Annotated in this window: 15 protein-coding genes and 1 pseudogene; 12 read left to right on the top strand and 4 right to left on the bottom strand. The window is 57.6% G+C overall.

Annotation, left to right across the window (positions count from 1 at the left end; all coding sequences use genetic code 11):
• Window position 1 precedes the first annotated feature (1 nt).
• Window positions 2–793, bottom strand: coding sequence for a cyclase family protein (locus Z945_RS0110635; protein WP_025052089.1), 792 nt, complete (start codon window positions 791–793; stop codon window positions 2–4).
• A 115-nt stretch (window positions 794–908) separates the two neighbouring features.
• Here Z945_RS0110635 and Z945_RS0110630 point away from each other — a divergent pair, with 115 nt between their 5' ends.
• Genes Z945_RS0110630 through Z945_RS0110595 form a run of 8 tightly spaced genes read left to right on the top strand, consistent with a single transcriptional unit; the run spans window position 909 to window position 10,444 of the window.
• On the top strand, window positions 909–2,477 hold the full coding sequence (locus Z945_RS0110630; protein ID WP_025052088.1) for a phytoene desaturase family protein: 1,569 nt from the start codon (window positions 909–911) through the stop codon (window positions 2,475–2,477).
• 32 nt (window positions 2,478–2,509) lie between these two features.
• Window positions 2,510–4,036, top strand: coding sequence for an ABC transporter substrate-binding protein (locus Z945_RS0110625; protein ID WP_025052087.1), 1,527 nt, complete (start codon window positions 2,510–2,512; stop codon window positions 4,034–4,036).
• Between the two features lie 60 nt (window positions 4,037–4,096).
• Window positions 4,097–5,107: an ABC transporter permease gene (locus Z945_RS0110620; RefSeq protein ID WP_025052086.1), complete on the top strand. Its 1,011-nt coding sequence runs from the start codon at window positions 4,097–4,099 to the stop codon at window positions 5,105–5,107.
• The gene (locus Z945_RS0110615) at window positions 5,100–5,951 is read left to right on the top strand and encodes an ABC transporter permease (RefSeq protein ID WP_025052085.1); all 852 of its coding nucleotides are present in this window, start codon (window positions 5,100–5,102) and stop codon (window positions 5,949–5,951) included. The genes Z945_RS0110620 and Z945_RS0110615 overlap by 8 nt, the downstream gene beginning before the upstream one ends.
• Window positions 5,948–6,817: an ABC transporter ATP-binding protein gene (locus Z945_RS0110610; protein WP_025052084.1), complete on the top strand. Its 870-nt coding sequence runs from the start codon at window positions 5,948–5,950 to the stop codon at window positions 6,815–6,817. Before Z945_RS0110615 ends, Z945_RS0110610 begins: the two co-directional genes overlap by 4 nt.
• Window positions 6,814–7,608: an ATP-binding cassette domain-containing protein gene (locus Z945_RS0110605; RefSeq protein WP_025052083.1), complete on the top strand. Its 795-nt coding sequence runs from the start codon at window positions 6,814–6,816 to the stop codon at window positions 7,606–7,608. Before Z945_RS0110610 ends, Z945_RS0110605 begins: the two co-directional genes overlap by 4 nt.
• Window positions 7,609–7,658: 50 nt before the next feature.
• Complete coding sequence (locus Z945_RS0110600; RefSeq protein WP_338152110.1) at window positions 7,659–9,794, top strand: YjbH domain-containing protein; 2,136 nt, start codon at window positions 7,659–7,661, stop codon at window positions 9,792–9,794.
• Window positions 9,791–10,444, top strand: coding sequence for a YjbF family lipoprotein (locus Z945_RS0110595; protein ID WP_025052081.1), 654 nt, complete (start codon window positions 9,791–9,793; stop codon window positions 10,442–10,444). Before Z945_RS0110600 ends, Z945_RS0110595 begins: the two co-directional genes overlap by 4 nt.
• 298 nt (window positions 10,445–10,742) lie before the next feature.
• On the opposite strand, the gene Z945_RS0110590 is transcribed toward Z945_RS0110595, so the two are convergent.
• A complete protein-coding gene (locus tag Z945_RS0110590; protein ID WP_025052080.1) occupies window positions 10,743–11,015 on the bottom strand; it encodes a hypothetical protein in 273 nt (90 codons plus the stop codon).
• On the opposite strand from Z945_RS0110590, the pseudogene Z945_RS19615 reads away from it, so the two are divergent.
• The 3 genes and pseudogenes from Z945_RS19615 to hemF all read left to right on the top strand — a co-directional run.
• Window positions 11,014–11,331 (top strand): annotated as a pseudogene (locus tag Z945_RS19615) (transposase); the annotation flags it as partial. The gene Z945_RS0110590 and the pseudogene Z945_RS19615 sit on opposite strands and share 2 nt — an antisense overlap.
• 109 nt (window positions 11,332–11,440) lie before the next feature.
• A complete protein-coding gene (locus tag Z945_RS0110580) occupies window positions 11,441–12,457 on the top strand; it encodes a polysaccharide biosynthesis tyrosine autokinase (RefSeq protein ID WP_052862647.1) in 1,017 nt (338 codons plus the stop codon).
• Window positions 12,458–12,587: 130 nt separating this feature from the next.
• Window positions 12,588–13,469 (top strand): oxygen-dependent coproporphyrinogen oxidase, encoded by an 882-nt coding sequence (gene hemF, locus Z945_RS0110575; protein ID WP_025052078.1) that lies wholly within the window; start codon window positions 12,588–12,590, stop codon window positions 13,467–13,469.
• A 62-nt stretch (window positions 13,470–13,531) separates the two neighbouring features.
• Here hemF and Z945_RS0110570 read toward each other — a convergent pair whose 3' ends face one another.
• On the bottom strand, window positions 13,532–13,864 hold the full coding sequence (locus Z945_RS0110570) for a hypothetical protein (RefSeq protein WP_152541110.1): 333 nt from the start codon (window positions 13,862–13,864) through the stop codon (window positions 13,532–13,534).
• A 138-nt stretch (window positions 13,865–14,002) separates the two neighbouring features.
• Window positions 14,003–15,133 carry a pyridoxal phosphate-dependent aminotransferase gene (locus Z945_RS0110565; RefSeq protein WP_025052076.1) on the bottom strand — a complete coding sequence of 377 codons (1,131 nt, stop codon included), beginning with the start codon at window positions 15,131–15,133 and terminating at the stop codon, window positions 14,003–14,005.
• A gap of 24 nt (window positions 15,134–15,157) precedes the next feature.
• On the opposite strand from Z945_RS0110565, the gene Z945_RS0110560 reads away from it, so the two are divergent.
• The gene (locus Z945_RS0110560) at window positions 15,158–15,916 is read left to right on the top strand and encodes an MBL fold metallo-hydrolase (RefSeq protein ID WP_025052075.1); all 759 of its coding nucleotides are present in this window, start codon (window positions 15,158–15,160) and stop codon (window positions 15,914–15,916) included.
• Window position 15,917 lies beyond the last annotated feature (1 nt).

The following is a 15,917-nucleotide window of genomic DNA, read 5'->3' as shown; positions in this document are numbered from 1 at the left end:
TTCAGCCTTTGGGAACCAGCGCCAGCGCGCGGATCGGAGAGCCGGTGCCGTGCTTGATCTTGAGCGGTGCCGCAATCAGGATCGCGCCCTTGGCAGGCAGTTTGTCCAGATTGGCCAGCGACGCCAAACCAAAGCAATTATCGCGGTGCAGCAGATTATGCGCCGGATAAGGCGGCTCCATCCCGCCAGCTTGCCCTGCGTCGGTACCGATGCACTGGGTGCCCCAACCGACAATACCTTTGCTCAGAAGGTATTCGATGCAATCAGGTGTCGGACCGGGGGAGTGCGGCCCCGTTTCATCTGCGTTCAGGAATTTGTCCTCGTCGTCGACACGCTGGTCCCAGTCGGTGCGCATCACGACCCATTCGCCCTTGCCGATCTCGCCATGGGCATCTTCCCATTCCTTCACGCCTTTGGCAGTCAGCAGGAAATCGGGGTCTTCTTGTGTTTGTTCGGAGCAGTCGATCACGTTCACCGGGGCCACCAGCCGCTGCACGTCCAGCTTGTCGGTATAACCGTCCTCGTAATCCTTGCCGGTGATCCAGTGATGGGGCGCGTCGAAATGCGTACCAGAGTGTTCACCCAGTACCATCCAGTTCCACGCAAAGAACGGGCCATCGTTGTCGTACTCACTGATCTTATGGATCTCGACCTTGGGCGTGTTCTTGGCAAAATCCGGCGGCAATTGCAGAATTGGCGTCTCCGGTCCCAAGACGCCCGAACAATCGACGACCTCTACACCACCAGAGGCCAGCATCGCCCCTAAATTGGTCACTACATCAGATGCGCTCATTTTGTAATCTCCCTGAAGTCCGCAGGTTCCCCCCGCAGTTGTATCTGTGAATCAAAAGCTAGACAAAATTATATGCGTTTGCAATTATCTTATCGATAGAAAGATGTAGGAACGCATGGCGACAAACCCGGATGCAGTGATCATCGGCGCAGGCCACAACTCGCTTGCCTGTGCTTGTCACCTTGCCGCACGCGGTTGGAAAGTCGCCGTGTACGAACAGGCCGGCGAACCCGGAGGGGCCGTCAAAACAGGCGCCTATACGCTGCCGGGGTTTCGCCACGACTGGGCTGCGATGAACCTGTCTATGTTTGCGGGATCGGCATTTCACACTGAAAACGCGGCAGAGCTGGCAAAATACGGACTGGCTTTTGCGCCAACCGCCAATCCCTTTGCCAGTGTTTTTCCAGACGGCCGCTGGCTGGGCATCTCGAATGATCATGCTTTAACAACAGCGCGGGTGCGCGGGTTTTCAGATGCGGATGCACAGACGTGGCAGCAACTGACCGATGACTTTCCAGCGCAAGCCGAATCAATATTTGGCGTCTTGGGCAGCGCGATGAATTTACGTGCAGTTTCATCTTTAGGTTGGAAGCTGTGGCGCAAGAACGGCGGTGGCGGCACGCTAGACCTTGCCGGATTCCTGATGATGTCGCCCCGTGCCTGGCTGGATGAAACCTTCACATCCGAGCACGTCAAGGCGACCCTTGCCGCCTGGGGCATGCATCTGGATTTTGCCCCTGATATCGCGGGCGGTGCGGTGTTTCCGTACCTCGAGGCAATGGCGGGGCAGGCCTTTGGCATGGTCCTCGGCCAAGGCGGGGCGAACACGATCACCAATGCCATGGTCCGTATGATCGAAGCGCGCGGCGGCAGCGTGCACTGCGACGCCAACGTGACCGGTATCAAAGAGGCCGCGGGCCGCGCCTTTGGCATCATCCTGGCCGATGGCACGCTGGTCGAGGCTGAGAAAGCCGTGATCGCCAACGTGTCCCCTGCCGCGTTGGCCAAGCTTACAGGCGACACCAGTGATACAAAATATGACCAGAAGCTGAGAAGCTTCCAGCACGCCCCCGGCACAATGATGATTCATCTGGCAATGGATGCCCTGCCCGACTGGTCTGCGCCCGAACTAAAGCGCTTTGCCTATGTTCACATGGCACCGTCCATGGATCAAATGGCCCGCACCTACGCGCAGGCCAAGGCAGGTTTGCTGCCGGATGAGCCGGTGATCGTTTGCGGCCAGCCCACCGTCGTGGACCCCAGTCGTGCGCCTGAGGGCAAACATGTGTTGTGGTTGCAGGTGCGCATGGCCCCCGGCCAGATAAAGGGCGACGCCAAAGGCGAGAATGCCGCAACCGATTGGGAAAGCGCTGCGGAACCCTTTGCCAATCGCGCGTTGGGTATTCTGGAGCGTTATGCACCGGGCACCCGCGCCAAAATACTTGGCCAGCATATCGTGACGCCCACTATGTTGGAGGCCGACAACCCCAACCTTGTCGGCGGGGATCAGGTCTGCGGCAGCCACCACCTGCATCAGCATTTCATGAACCGTCCCGCACGCGGCTACGCCGATGGCACAACGCCGATCCGAAACCTTTATCATACCGGCGCGGCCGTCTGGCCCGGCGGCGGCACAGGCGCGGGGCCAGGCACATTATTGGCCAAGAAACTGGCCGGAAACTGAATAACAAAAGACCATAACAGGGAGAAATTTTAATGACCTTATCCAGAAGAAGCCTGCTCAAGACATCGGCCGCCGTGGCGGCCTTGACCACCATCGGTCTTCCCAGCTTTGCGCAGGAAATTGATGAGCTGGTCGTGGCCTACAATGTGAACCTGCCCAGCTGGGATCCGACAGTGGGGCTTTCTGCGGTGAATCCGACCATTCAGGGGTTCTACCAGTCTGTCTTTGACCTTTTCATCCCGCAGAACCCAGACCTTTCCTTCGGCTCTGGCATCATCACTGATTATGGCTGGAACGATGACAACAGTCAGATCTGGATGGATGTGCGCGAAGGCGTGACATGGCACAACGGCGACCCGCTGACCGCGGAAGATGTGGCATGGTCGCTGACCCGCGTCGCCAATCCGGACACCGGCAGCCCGATCCAGTTCGTCTGGGGCAAGGTTGAAAACGTGATGGCTGACGGCAATCGTGTGACGGCTGATGTCAAAGAATATGATCCCACGTTCTTCAAGTGGATGTCCTTTTTGACAGGCTATGTCATGCCCAAGAAATACTATGAAGAAGTCGGCGCGGACGGGTTCGAGGCTGCACCCATTGGCACCGGCCCTTATATGGTCGAGCGGTTCGAGCGGAACGCCTTTGTGCGCCTCAAAGCCAACGAGAATTACTGGGGCGGCGCGCCGGAGTTCAAGACGGTGACGGTGAAGTTCGTGACCGATGCGGCGAGCCGTGTGGCCGAAGTTGAATCCGGCAACTCCCATGTCACGCTGGAAATCCCTTATGAGGAATTCGACCGGCTCAAGGCCAAGGACGGATTGGCGGGCGTGGCCGAGCCGGTTTCCGATATCGGGATGATTTTTCTCAATGATATCGAGGTCATGACAGACCCTAACGTGCGCAAGGCGGCCGCCCATGCCATCGACAAACCGCTGATAATAGAGCGCTTGCTGTCAGGCTACGGCGTCCCCATCGACACGCTGCAGACCCCGGATTATTCGGCCTTTGATGAGACGATCAAAGTGGCCTACGACCCGGAACTGTCCAAAAAACTGCTGGCCGACAGCGGCTATGGCCCGGACAATCCTGTGAAATTCAAAATCCAGACCACCAAGGGGTTCAAACCCAAGGATTATGAAATGGTTCAGGCCATTGTGGGCCTATGGCGCCGTGTCGGGATTGAGGCCGAGATTGAAGTCTACGAGATCGCCAAACATTTCGAGCTGCGTGCCGCCGATCAGCTGGCTCCTGCTGCCTTCTATAATTGGGGCAACTCCGTCGGCGATCCGACAACATCGACGGGTTTCGCAATGTTCGGCCCCTCCCCCCATTCGGTCTGGGACGGCAAGGAGACCTTTGACGCGATCCTGCCGCTGTGGGGCGAAACAGATGAGGCCAAGCGCATCGAAGGCTGGAAAGCGGTGGACCGGTTGGTGGCTGAAAACGCCGAAGTCATCCCGTTGCTGCAATACGTCCAGCCCATCATTCATGATGCGCGGGTCAAGGTGACGCCCCACCGCTCGGGTGCGCTGTTGCCCCACCTGATGACGCGGTCCTGAGTTAGATTTTAATACAGGCGGGGCTGCGCAGATGGCCCCGCCTATTTTCGAGCAGAATACATGACACTCCTCCGCAACATCTTGATCCGTCTGCTGACGACGCTTGTGACGCTTATCGGCGTGGCGGTGATTGTCTTTGTCGTGATCCGCGTGGTGCCCGGCAATCCGATTGCTATGATGCTGCCACCCGGTGCCACCGAAGCCGATATCGCGCGGTTGCAGACCCAATACGGGTTCGACAAATCCATCTTTGAGCAATTCGTGATCTGGCTGGGCGGGGTGATGCAGGGCGATTTCGGCACCTCCATTTCATTGCGCCAACCGGTAGCCGGGCTCGTGCTGGGCCGCCTGCCCGCCACATTAGAGCTGTCGATCTTTGCATTGTCCATCGCGATTGTGATCGGCGGAACGATGGCCCTCTTGGGCACCCGCTACCGCGACACCAAGACCGAAGGCGCGGTTGACATCAGCGCCGGCATGGCGCTGTCGATCCCGGATTTTCTGTGGGGGTTGGTGCTGATCCTGTTGTTCGGCGTGCTCTGGCCGGTGTTCCACATCTCGGGCCGCATCTCGCCCGCGCTAAACATTGATTTCAACACGAATTTCTATTTCTTCGAGGCCCTGGTGCGGCTTCGCTTTGACGTCCTCGCCGACCTCATTGGCCACATGTTCATGCCCGCGCTGGCCTTGGCCATCCCGCTAGCCGCCATCATCGCGCAACTACTGAAGCAATCGCTGAAAGAAACCATGCATCTGGATTATGTGACGCTTGCCCGCACCAAGGGATATGGTGAGAACCACGTCATCACGCGCGAGGCTCTGCCCAACGCAATCCTGCCCACATTGACTTTGGTAGGCGTGCAATTCACCTTTCTAATCGGCGGCACTGTGATCATCGAACGGCTCTTTAGCTACGAGGGGCTTGGCAATATGGCCATCGACGCGGTGATCAACCGCGACCTGCCGCTGATCCAGGGGATCGTAATCCTCTTTGCGCTCCTGTTTACCATCGTCAATCTGGTGGTCGATATGCTCTATGTTGTACTGAATCCCCGGCTGCGTCATGCGTGATGCGCGCGGAGATATTCGCAGACCTATCGGTCTACGGTTGTGGCTCTCGGGCGGCTGGCTGACTTTGCTGGCACTCGGCGCACTTTTCACCCCGTGGATCGCACCCAAAGATCCGCTGATGCAAGACCTGTTTCTGGGCCGCATGCCGCCTTTCTGGGTGCAGGGAGCGGAACCGGGGTATCTGCTGGGCACAGATTCGCTGGGCCGTGATGTGCTAAGCCGTATCCTCTATGGCACGCGGCTGGCGCTGATTGTGGCGCTGGTGGCAGGTACGCTGACCTGCGTCATCGGTGCGACGCTGGGCCTGATCGCGGGCTATTATCGCGGCTGGCCCGACCGGATTATCAGCCGTTTTGTCGACATCTGGATGGCCTTTCCGCCCGTGCTGTTTGCAATTTTGCTTATTGCGGTACTGGGTCCCGGTCTGATCTCGATCATCATCGCCATCGTTGTGATTGATTGGACCCGCTTTGCGCGCGTAATCCGAGCCGAGGCGATGACACAGGGGGCGATGGATTACGTCGCCTCTGCCCAAGTGGCCGGACGCACCCGGTTCGGCACCATGCTGACCGAGATCCTGCCCAACGTGCTGCCCACCATCGTGGCCCTGCTGACGCTGGAAATGGGCATTGCCGTGATCGTCGAAGCGATCCTGAGTTTTGTGAACCTCTCGATATCCACCGACAGCCCTACTTGGGGGGGCATGATTGCCGAAGGGCGCACATCGGTACATCAGGCGTGGTGGGTGCTGGTTTTCCCGCTTATCACGTTGTTCCTCACGGTGCTGAGTTTCAGCCAATTGGGCGAAGGGTTGAAAGACCGCTTTGATCCGGTGCTGAGATGAGCGGCTATCTGATCATAAGGAACCTGACGGTGCGGCTGCGCTCTGGCCCGGTGATCCTGCGGTCCGTTTCGCTGAATGTTGCGGCGGGTCAGGTGCACGGGCTGGTCGGCGAAAGCGGCGCGGGTAAATCGATGATCGGCAAAGCGGTGCTGGGCACCCTGCCCCGCGCTTTGCAGATCACGGGCGGAGAAATCTGGCTGGACGGTGTCGATCTGCTGTCGCTGTCCGCGGCCGAACGGCGGCGGCGCATCGGGGCTACGGCTGCGTTGATCCCGCAGGATCCGCTGACCGCACTGAACCCTTCGAAACGGATCGGGCCACAGATCACGCGGCGGCTGATCGATATCCTTGGCTGGACGAAGCAGGCGGCCGAGGCCCGCGCGCTGGAACTGCTGGACGAGGTGCAGATCCCCAATGCCGCAAGAGTAATGCGCAGCTACCCCCACGAATTGTCAGGCGGTATGCGCCAGCGCATCCTCATTGCCTCTGCCTTTGCCGCCGAACCCAAGCTGATCATCGCAGATGAGCCGACGACCGCGCTGGACGTCACGGTGCAAAAGCAGATCCTTCGACTGATCGCTCAAATGCAGGCGCGGCATGGTACGGCGCTGCTCTTTGTCACCCACGATCTGGGCGTGGTGTCCAAGGTATGTGATACTCTTAGTGTTCTCTATGCCGGCAAAGTGGTCGAAGAGGCCCGGATGCAGCGGTTTTTCATGCGACCGATCCATTCCTATTCGCGCGCCTTGCTCTCGGCCACACCCAGTTACGAAGATCCGTTGGGAAGTCTGACGCCGGTCTCTGATACGGTGATCGAAGAGGTTGAGGCTGAAGTTCGCTGGCACGATGCGAGGGCGGGCACATGATGTATCAAGTCCGCGATCTTCGGCTTTCCTTTCCTGATCTCACGCGCAAACCCCTGCTGGGGGCGGCACCGCGTACGCCCGTGCTCAAAGGGATCAGCTTTGATTTGCCGAAAGGGGCCGTTCTCGGCATTGTTGGTGGTTCCGGCTCCGGCAAATCCACCTTGGGCCGCGCGATGCTGCGCCTGCTGGAGCCTGATAGCGGTACAATTGCATTTGATGGCACCGACATCACCCACCAAACCGAAGATCAGTTGCGCGGGATGCGGCAGCGTTTTCAGATGATCTTTCAAGACCCGATGTCGTCGTTGAACCCGCGCCGCCGGGTCGGCGGGATCATTGCAGGGCCGTTGAAGTTGTACGGCTTTGATGGACTGACTGCCCGCGTGAATGAGGCGCTCGACATGGTCGGCCTGCCCCGCAGCTTTGCACGCCGTTTCCCGCATGAACTCTCGGGCGGTCAGCGCCAGCGCGTCGGCATTGCCCGCGCTATCGCCCTGCGGCCCGATTTCATCCTCGCCGATGAGATTGTTTCGGGCCTTGATGTATCAAGCCAAGCGCAGGTGTTGAATCTACTGGGTAAACTGGTGGGCGAATTGGGGCTGACGCTAGGGTTCATCAGCCACGACCTGTCGGTGATCCGCAGGCTCTGCGATCGCGTTCTTGTGCTGCATCACGGCGAAGTCGTCGAGCAAGGTGATACAGATGCATTGTTTGCTGCGCCCCAAGCCGCCTATACCCGCGAACTTCTCGCGTCTATTCCACTGCCTGATCCCGACCAGCCGTGGGATTGAGATACTGATACTCCGGGGCAACAAATTGCGGCTTAACGGCATATTGTTGCATAGCTAGCGCAATATCGCGCCTTCGAACTTCTCCATTTTTCCTGCTGGCCTTCGGATCAGCTTCCGTACTGGCTCTGACCAGCGCGACCGCCCAATCTAACCGCACTTCGCTTTCGACATACGGCACGCCCGGCATTGTTGAAATGCCCACGGCCCGTCGTTTGAATGATGGCGAACTCGCTTTCACAAGCAGTATTGTCGGCCCTACTATTCGTAACACGGTCACTTTTCAGGTTCTGCCTCGTGTCTCCGGCAGCTTTCGCTACAGCAGGCTCGATGATCAAGCGCGAGACGGTGGGGCCACATTCGATCGCAGTTTCGACATTCATATCAATCTCCTAGATGAAAAGAGCATACGTCCTGCCGTTGCCGTTGGTCTGCGCGACTTTTTGGGCACAGGAAGATTTAGCGGAGAGTATGTCGTCGCGACCAAGTCTTTTGGGTCACGGTTCGAGTTGACTGGTGGGATCGGGTGGGGAAGGTTTGCCGGACGCGGCAGCTTCACCAACCCGCTTGGCGTGATCGACGATCGTTTCGAAACAAGACCTTCTGGCACTTCGGGTGACGGTGGGCGACTGGAATCAGATGAATGGTTCCGAGGACCGGCATCGTTTTTTGCCGGTGCGAGCTATAAATTCAACGAACAAACCAAGGTTTTTGCCGAGTATTCCACCGATACCTACGATCGCGCATCAAACTTGGACTTGATTGATATTTCATTGCCGTTGAACGTCGGGCTTCAGCATCGGTTCGATAACGGCGTCGATCTCAAGGCGTTCGTTGTAGGCGGCAATGAGATCGGTGCGCAATTCAGCTATGTGCTCGACCCGAGAAAGCCAGCGATCCCCGGTGGACGCGATGCGTCGCCCCGACCGGTCGGGTCACGCAATGATCTGGCAGTGGCGGCCTGGAACAATTCGGCGCTTGGCGGAGGCAAGGACGCGGCGCAGGAAGTGCTGCGCGCAAAACTGGCCGAGAACAGCATGGTCTTGCAAGGCTTTACCCTAGAGCGCACCCGCGCCACCGTACGTATCGAGAACAACCTCTTTGGTGCCGAGGCGCAGGCCGCAGGCCGAGCAGCACGCGCGATGGCCACAACACTGCCACCACATGTCGAAGAGCTGACCGTAGTGTTTCAGGAACGCGGCGTCCCGATCAGCCGGGTTGTGACGAAGCGCTCCGATCTGGAAGACTTGCAGTATGACTACGACGGGGCGTGGCGGACCTATTCCCGCGCCCGGATCGAGGACGCTGCAGATCAGGGCAGAAACGGCGAATTGTCCGACCTCTACCCGATTTTTGACTACGGTTTGAAACCCTATGCCGCGTTTTCATTTTTTGATCCCGACAATCCGGTCCGGGTCGAGGTCGGTGCACAGTTTGATGTGTCTTTCCGCCCGACACCGGGGATGACGTTTGCAGGCCAGTTCCGCTATCCGGTGGCAGGCAACATCGAAGATTCAGATCGCGTGTCGGACTCGCTCATCGAACCGGTGCGCACAAATGCGGTGCGCTATGCGCAGGAATCTGATTTCGAGGTAAACAGGCTGACCTCTGAATACCAATTCCGCCCGGGAGAGGATTTGTTCGGCCGGGTCACGGGTGGCTACCTGGAAAGCATGTTCGGCGGCGTGTCGGCGGAATTGCTGTGGTATCCAGTTGGCAGTCGTCTCGCGCTCGGGGCCGAAGTAAACTATGCCAAACAACGCGATTTCGACAAGCTATTCGGCTTTCAGGACTACGATGTCGTAACCGGACATGCCTCCGCCTATTATGACTTCGGCAACGGCTTTCTGGGTCAGGTCGACGCGGGACGCTACCTTGCGGGCGATTGGGGGGCCACGTTCTCTCTGGACCGCGAGTTTAACAACGGCTTCCGTGTAGGGGGCTTCTTTACAGTGACCGATGTCAGCTCGACTGATTTTGGCGAAGGGTCCTTTGACAAGGGCATCCGGTTTGAAGTGCCGCTGTCCTTCCTTACCGGCAACCCAAGCAAAACCATCGTGAGCCAGACAATCCGGCCGGTGCAGCGTGATGGTGGTGCAAGGCTGAACGTGCAAAATCGCCTGCACCGTCAGGTTCGGGAATACCGCGGCAAAGAGCTGCGCGATGGTTGGGGACGGTATCTGCGATGAAATGGTCCCTTAGCATAGCATTCGGTGCAGCACTGGCCCTTGGTGCCTGCGGTGAACAGAGCTTTCAGGACCGCGCGTTGAACGTGTTGTTGGACGAACCTGTTGGCCCGTCCTACGATGGCCAGTTCCCTCGGTTCCGTCCCCTCTTGCAGGCCGGTGGTGGTCCTGCACTGCAGGTCACGATCACCTCATCCGGGATCCAGGGTGGCTTTCTACGCGAAAGCGGCCGTGGCAGCATTGAAACATGGCTGGGCACTGACGGCGTTGCGTTGACGTTTGATCGTGGCGTCTTGCATGGCACACGCGGTGTGGGTGCAGGCATGCTGGCCTCTGATGTATCAGCGTCAGCCAGCGCCATTCTTGCAGGCCGCTCGGGCCAGGTAGAGCGGGTGCACACCTTCCTGACCGGAAACAATACGACCGACACGCGGGCCTATATTTGCACCATCGAGAACCAAGGGTCAGAAACGATCCAGTTGCACAATGGCGCAACCCGGACCCGGCGTATGGTCGAGACATGTAACAACCTCGATCAATCCTTCACCAACACCTACTGGGTCGATACCAGCAGGGGCCGCATTGCGCAGTCGCGACAGTGGAGTGGTGAGCTTTTCGGTGAGTTCCAGATCAAGACGGTTCACAACTACTGACGAGCATGTTGCGGTCTTCGGTTAGCGTGGGAGCGCTCGGGATACCTCCCGAGCGGCGATCTGAAGTCGCCGCTATATGCGCCACAAAACACATCAAGCAGTGCCGCTGAAATTGGTCCGCCCGCTTCCATACAATACATCCAAAGGACCGCAGGAAGCGCGGCTGGGTGCAGAAGCGTGAAGCTCACCTGAGCATGTCCCACTAGACCGTATGGTGCACCGGTCTTGTGGATCAGTAGAACTTTATGACGATCTCATGCCGAGTGATCTGAACGAGCGGGGCTTACCCCGCTCAGACTTAGTTCGTGGCGACATTTGCCAGACCGATCAGCGATGGGAAGATCTGTCTCAGCGCACGGTTCCAACGGGTGATTAGCTGCTCAGCGATGAAGACAACATCATTCGGCTGCATCATGAAACGAGTGGCCAATGTCATGTTCGTGGCATTGCGGGCATTCAGATGCCAAGCTGTCACAGCACCAAAGTCCGCCGGATTGGATGATCCTAGCGATAGGACCCATTCATTTCCGGAAAGCTGTATGACCCACCGTTGAAGAACGAGCGGTGACATGGCTGATCTTTTCTGGTTGAGCGATGCGCGGATGGCGTTTTTGAGACCCTATTTGCCAAAGCCCCATGGCAAACCACGCGTTGACGATCAGCATGTGCTAAGGGGGATTATCTTCATCAATAACAATGGCTTAAAGTTCAGCGATACGCCGAGGAAGTACGGTTCTCACAATGCGCTCTACAACCGTTGGAAGCGCTAGAGCAATAAGGGCATCTGAGCGCAGATGACGGTCGGTCTGGCGGCCAGCCACGGCGAAGAGAAGACCGTGCTGATCGACGCAACCTATCTCAAGGCCCACCGTACAGCGACCAGCATGGCGCGCCCAGCTCGAAGTTGACCGTGCAGAAAGCCAAATTGCAGCACTTCAGGATACGATCAGCCAGCAAGAACAGCAGATCGAAAGCCAGTCCGAGGATTTGGTTCGCTTGCAGCAACTGCAGCGCGAGTCAGAGGCGAGCCGCCTGATTGTCGAGTTTTTCCTCAGCCGGTTGAAAGAAACCAGTGTTCAGGAAGGTATACAGCAGGCCGACAGCCGCGTTCTCTCGCGTGCAGTGGTGCCCAACCTCCCATCTGCTCCGCGTAAATCACTGATACTGGCGCTCTCTATGATGTTGGGTCTGATGTTTGGGGCTGGGTATGTTCTGGTGCGCGAATTTGCTCAGACGACCTTCCGCGACGCTTCTAAATTGGAAGGTAGAACCGGTTACACTGTGATCGGCCAGGTTCCTACGATTCCGGCCCAGCGTCGTAAGAACGTTCTTAAATATCTGGTCGACAAGCCGACCTCTGCGGCGGCTGAGGCGATCCGCAATCTTCGAACTTCAGTGTTGTTGTCCAACCTTGACCGACGCCCACAGGTCATCATGTCGACCTCTTCCATCCCTCAGGAAGGCAAGACGACGCAATCCCTTGCACTCACGCAAAATTTGACCGGTCTTGGGAAGCGGGTTTTGTTGATCGAAGGCGATATTCGGCGCCGTGTTTTCAGCCAGTACTTTGATGTCCCAGGGGACGTAGGCCTGTTGTCAGTACTGTCAGGAGACCGCGCGCTGTCAGAAGCCACGATATTTGTCGATGACCTAGGCGCGGATGTTTTGGTCGGCGAAAAAGCTAAGACAAACGCCGCCGATATCTTTTCTTCCGATCGGTTCACAGACTTCCTTACCGAAGCGCGTGAAATATATGATTGTATTATCATTAATACGCCACCAGTTCTGGCTGTGCCGGATGCACGGATTATCGGGCAAGCTGTGGATGCTATTGTGTATACCGTAAAATGGGACAGCACGACGCATCGGCAGGTGCGCGAGGGGCTGCGGTCATTTGAAGATGTGAACATCAAGGTTTCTGGTTTGGTGCTCAGCCAAATCAACGCACGCCAGATGAAGCGCTATGGCTATGGTGACAGCTATGGAGCCTATAGCGCTTACTACGATAACTGATCCCCCTGCCCTGCGTCGAATTGTTTGCGGACAAAGACTGATTTAGATCAAAGATCGGGGGGCAGATGTCTGTTTTATCTGCGGCGGCGCAGCGTTAGGCTACGCCGGAAACAAACTGAGAACAGACATCATGACAGATACCTTCGACATCGAAAAAGCCCGTGCGGCTGCATGGTTCCGCCAATTGCGGGACGATATTGTGACAGAGTTTCACGCGCTGGAAGACCGACACGAAAGCGACGGTGCGGCAGGCCGGGTTGAGGTGCGCAAGACCTCGCGCACGTCTGATGACGGCACGGATGCGGGCGGCGGTGAAATGAGTGTGATGCGCGGGGGCCGTGTCTTCGAGAAGGTCGGCGTCAATATCTCGACCGTTTATGGCACCTTGGGCGAACGGGCGCAGGCGGCGATGGCGGCGCGCAAGGGAATCCCCGGCATGCAGGACGATCCGCGCTTTTGGGCTTCGGGCATTTCGCTGGTGGCACACATGCAAAATCCTCATGTCCCTGCCGTGCATATGAACACACGCATGTTCTGGACACCGCATGCCTGGTGGTTTGGCGGCGGGGCCGACCTTAACCCCTGTATTGAGTACGCAGAAGACACCGCATATTTTCACGGCAAGATGAAGGGGGCCTGCGACCCTCATGGTGATGCGCTTTATGACGAACTCAAAGCTTGGGCCGACGAGTATTTCTACATTCCGCACCGCAAACGGGCGCGCGGTGTTGGCGGCATCTTTTATGATGATCGGAATACAGGCGACTGGGAAGCGGATTTCAGATTGACGCAGGATGTGGGGGCGGCCTTTTTGCCAGCCTTTGTGCCGCTGGTCGACAAACGGCGAAATACCAAGTGGGACGACGCAGACAAGGAAGTACAGCTGCAGCATCGTGGGCTTTATGCCGAATACAATCTTGTCTACGACCGTGGCACCAAATTTGGTCTGGAAACCGGCCATGATCCTGAGGCCGTGTTGATGAGCCTGCCGCCGGTTGCGAAGTGGTACTAGCACGGCCACCGGCAAGGCTGGCTCCTATACCTAACTGATAAGATGGCAGGCAGTCATGCCTGTCAGAAAAAGACCTCACTTCCAGATGCCTGCCAGAACAGCCGCAGGTCCTCACATTGTCGTTTGCCGTCGGGTAGAAGTGCCAAATCTGCCGCCAAGGCAGCGATGACCCGATAACGACGGTGCGATTGCGCCAGCGCTTTATCCTCGACATGGCCAGATGTTGTATCCAAGTGGGTCGCAAAGGAAATCGCGGCCAGAAGAAGCTGATCAGCGCTGCTTTCAGGATAGGCGTCACAGAGTGCACCGATGGCCTGTGGCAAAGAATGGTTTTCCAACAGAACCAGAGTTGCGATCCGCTCTTCGAAAAAATCCCAGCCTGCAACATCCATCACATTTGATTAGAGCCTAAACGCGACAGTGACGATAACCATTTGGTTATATTAGCAGAATTTCTATCTCAGGTAGCAGAAACGCTATCGTAGCACCAAATATGACGGCATTGGCTCAAACTTAGGAAAAGCCAAAGAGGCTCAGGTTGTCTCCCATTCTCGCAATGCTAGCGCCACGCGCTCTAGCCCCGCGTCCAGATTGACCGCCGCGCCGCCCCCCACACCCAGACGAATGTGATTGGGTTGATCGTAGGCGCTGCCGGGTAGCAGGAAGGTGCGATAAGGCTCAGCCAGCAGCGTTGTGGCGAAGGCATCGCTGTCGATCGCCTGCGGCAGCCGGGCAAGGCCAATTAACCCGGCCTGCGGCGAAACCCAGCTCAAGCTCTCTTGCGCATCGACCCAAGCGTTCATTTGCCGAAGGTTCGCGGCACCTTCCTCTCGCGCCTTGAGCATCGCTGACTCATAGCGGCCGGGGCGCAAGGCAATCTCTGCGATGACCTCGCCCATAATGTTCATGATTTCAGATGCATTTTCGCGCAGGATCACCGCATCCATCATCAGTTCTGCGTCTTGGCAAATAAGCCAGCCTGTCCGCAGACCTTGCATGCCCAGCGCTTTGCTGACGGAACCGGTGGTGATCCCGCGCTCATAGAGACCGGCGACAGAGGGCGCGCGCGGCCCTTGCCATTCCAGCCCGGCATAGACCTCGTCCACCAGCAGCCACGCACCTGCGCGGTCGGCAATCCGCACCAATTCTTCTACTTCGGCTTGTTGCAAAAGATGACCCGTCGGGTTGTTAGGATTGCTGACAAAGACAAGCTTGGTGCGCGGCGTGACTGCATCGCGCATCTCATCCAGCGGCAAAGCCCAGCCATTGGCTTCGCGCCGTTCTACGCGGATAATCTTTGCGCCGATGGCCTTGGCCAGAACCTCCGCTTGCGGCCAGCCAGGGGTCTCTACAACGATCTCGTCACCTGGCTGTAGCAGCTGCATAATTGCCAGATAATTCGCCTCTGCCGCGCCTGCCGTGATCAATACGTCCTGCGCTTTGCACACGCGGTCCAACCCTGCTTGCCGCAAGACATGCTCACGCAACTCCGGCAGGCCGCGAAAGTCGCGGTTGTTCCAGTCAAGCGTCTGCGCCGGATCCAGATCATCCAGAAAATCGCCCAACACGGGCGACTGCGACAGCGAAAATCCGACAATCGCTTCCGGTGCCGCTTCGGTGGTTTCCAGTAAATACTGGAACAATCTGTGTATCTTGACTTTCATCGTGCCTCTCTCCTCAATGCCGGCATGAGTACCCAATTCACCTTGAGGGGCAAACCGAAACGTCTGGCTGTGCTGGACTATGGATTGTTCGAAGTCCACGCCGGACCGCGCACCATTGGCATCTGTGGTTTTGTGATCGAAACTGATGCGGATGAGGTCGTTCTGATCGACACGGGCTTTCCCGAAAAATATGCCCATGATGCGGACGCCGCGACAGAGCAAGATGCATTGGGGAGCTTTGGCAGAGTGCTTTCTGTCACGCCGGAGAACCTGCCGGAGGCGCAGCTGGGCAAGCTTGGTCTGTCAAAAACCGACGTCACGCTGATGATCCAAAGCCATACGCATATCGACCATCTGGGCGATATGGCGGGTTATCCCCACGCGCCTATTCTGATCTCTGCTGCCGAGCGTGCCTTGCCACGCCCACTGTACTGGTCTGGCAAACAGCCGATGGAATGGCCGGATCGGGAGTATCTGTTGGTTGAGGGGGATATGACATTTGGGACCGGGTTTGAGGTGCTGCACTGCCCCGGTCACGCGCCGGGGCAATTGGCCTTTATGATAGCATTGCCACAGACGGGCTGGGTCCTGCTGACCTCGGATGCCATAAGCCGGGCGTCCGAGATCAACGAAAAATTTGCCGGATCATGGGATGTGGATCAGGCCATTCTTCATGGAGACCGTTTGATGGCGATGGCCGCCGCGCGGGATGCTTTTGTGATCTTTGGCCATTCGCCCGAGCAATGGCCCGAGTTGAAGAAAGCGCCGCATTGGTTCGAGTGAC

Source organism: Sulfitobacter noctilucae, assembly GCF_000622365.1.
Classification (GTDB): Bacteria; Pseudomonadota; Alphaproteobacteria; order Rhodobacterales; family Rhodobacteraceae; genus Sulfitobacter; species Sulfitobacter noctilucae.
Note: the sequence above shows the minus strand (reverse complement) of the source record. Positions and strands in the feature narration are given on the sequence as shown.

Excerpts from the sequence above, each read along its gene's own strand:
- Z945_RS0110610 (WP_025052084.1), top strand. The coding sequence starts at position 5,948 with ATGAGCGGCTATCTGATCATAAGGAACCTGACGGTGCGGCTGCGCTCT.
- Z945_RS0110615 (WP_025052085.1), top strand. The coding sequence starts at position 5,100 with ATGCGTGATGCGCGCGGAGATATTCGCAGACCTATCGGTCTACGGTTG.
- Z945_RS0110560 (WP_025052075.1), top strand. The coding sequence starts at position 15,158 with ATGAGTACCCAATTCACCTTGAGGGGCAAACCGAAACGTCTGGCTGTG.
- Z945_RS0110605 (WP_025052083.1), top strand. The coding sequence starts at position 6,814 with ATGATGTATCAAGTCCGCGATCTTCGGCTTTCCTTTCCTGATCTCACG.
- Z945_RS0110630 (WP_025052088.1), top strand. The coding sequence starts at position 909 with ATGGCGACAAACCCGGATGCAGTGATCATCGGCGCAGGCCACAACTCG.
- Z945_RS0110595 (WP_025052081.1), top strand. The coding sequence starts at position 9,791 with ATGAAATGGTCCCTTAGCATAGCATTCGGTGCAGCACTGGCCCTTGGT.
- Z945_RS0110620 (WP_025052086.1), top strand. The coding sequence starts at position 4,097 with ATGACACTCCTCCGCAACATCTTGATCCGTCTGCTGACGACGCTTGTG.
- Z945_RS0110635 (WP_025052089.1), bottom strand. The coding sequence starts at position 793 with ATGAGCGCATCTGATGTAGTGACCAATTTAGGGGCGATGCTGGCCTCT.
- hemF (WP_025052078.1), top strand. The coding sequence starts at position 12,588 with ATGACAGATACCTTCGACATCGAAAAAGCCCGTGCGGCTGCATGGTTC.
- Z945_RS0110565 (WP_025052076.1), bottom strand. The coding sequence starts at position 15,133 with ATGAAAGTCAAGATACACAGATTGTTCCAGTATTTACTGGAAACCACC.
- Z945_RS0110590 (WP_025052080.1), bottom strand. The coding sequence starts at position 11,015 with ATGTCACCGCTCGTTCTTCAACGGTGGGTCATACAGCTTTCCGGAAAT.
- Z945_RS0110625 (WP_025052087.1), top strand. The coding sequence starts at position 2,510 with ATGACCTTATCCAGAAGAAGCCTGCTCAAGACATCGGCCGCCGTGGCG.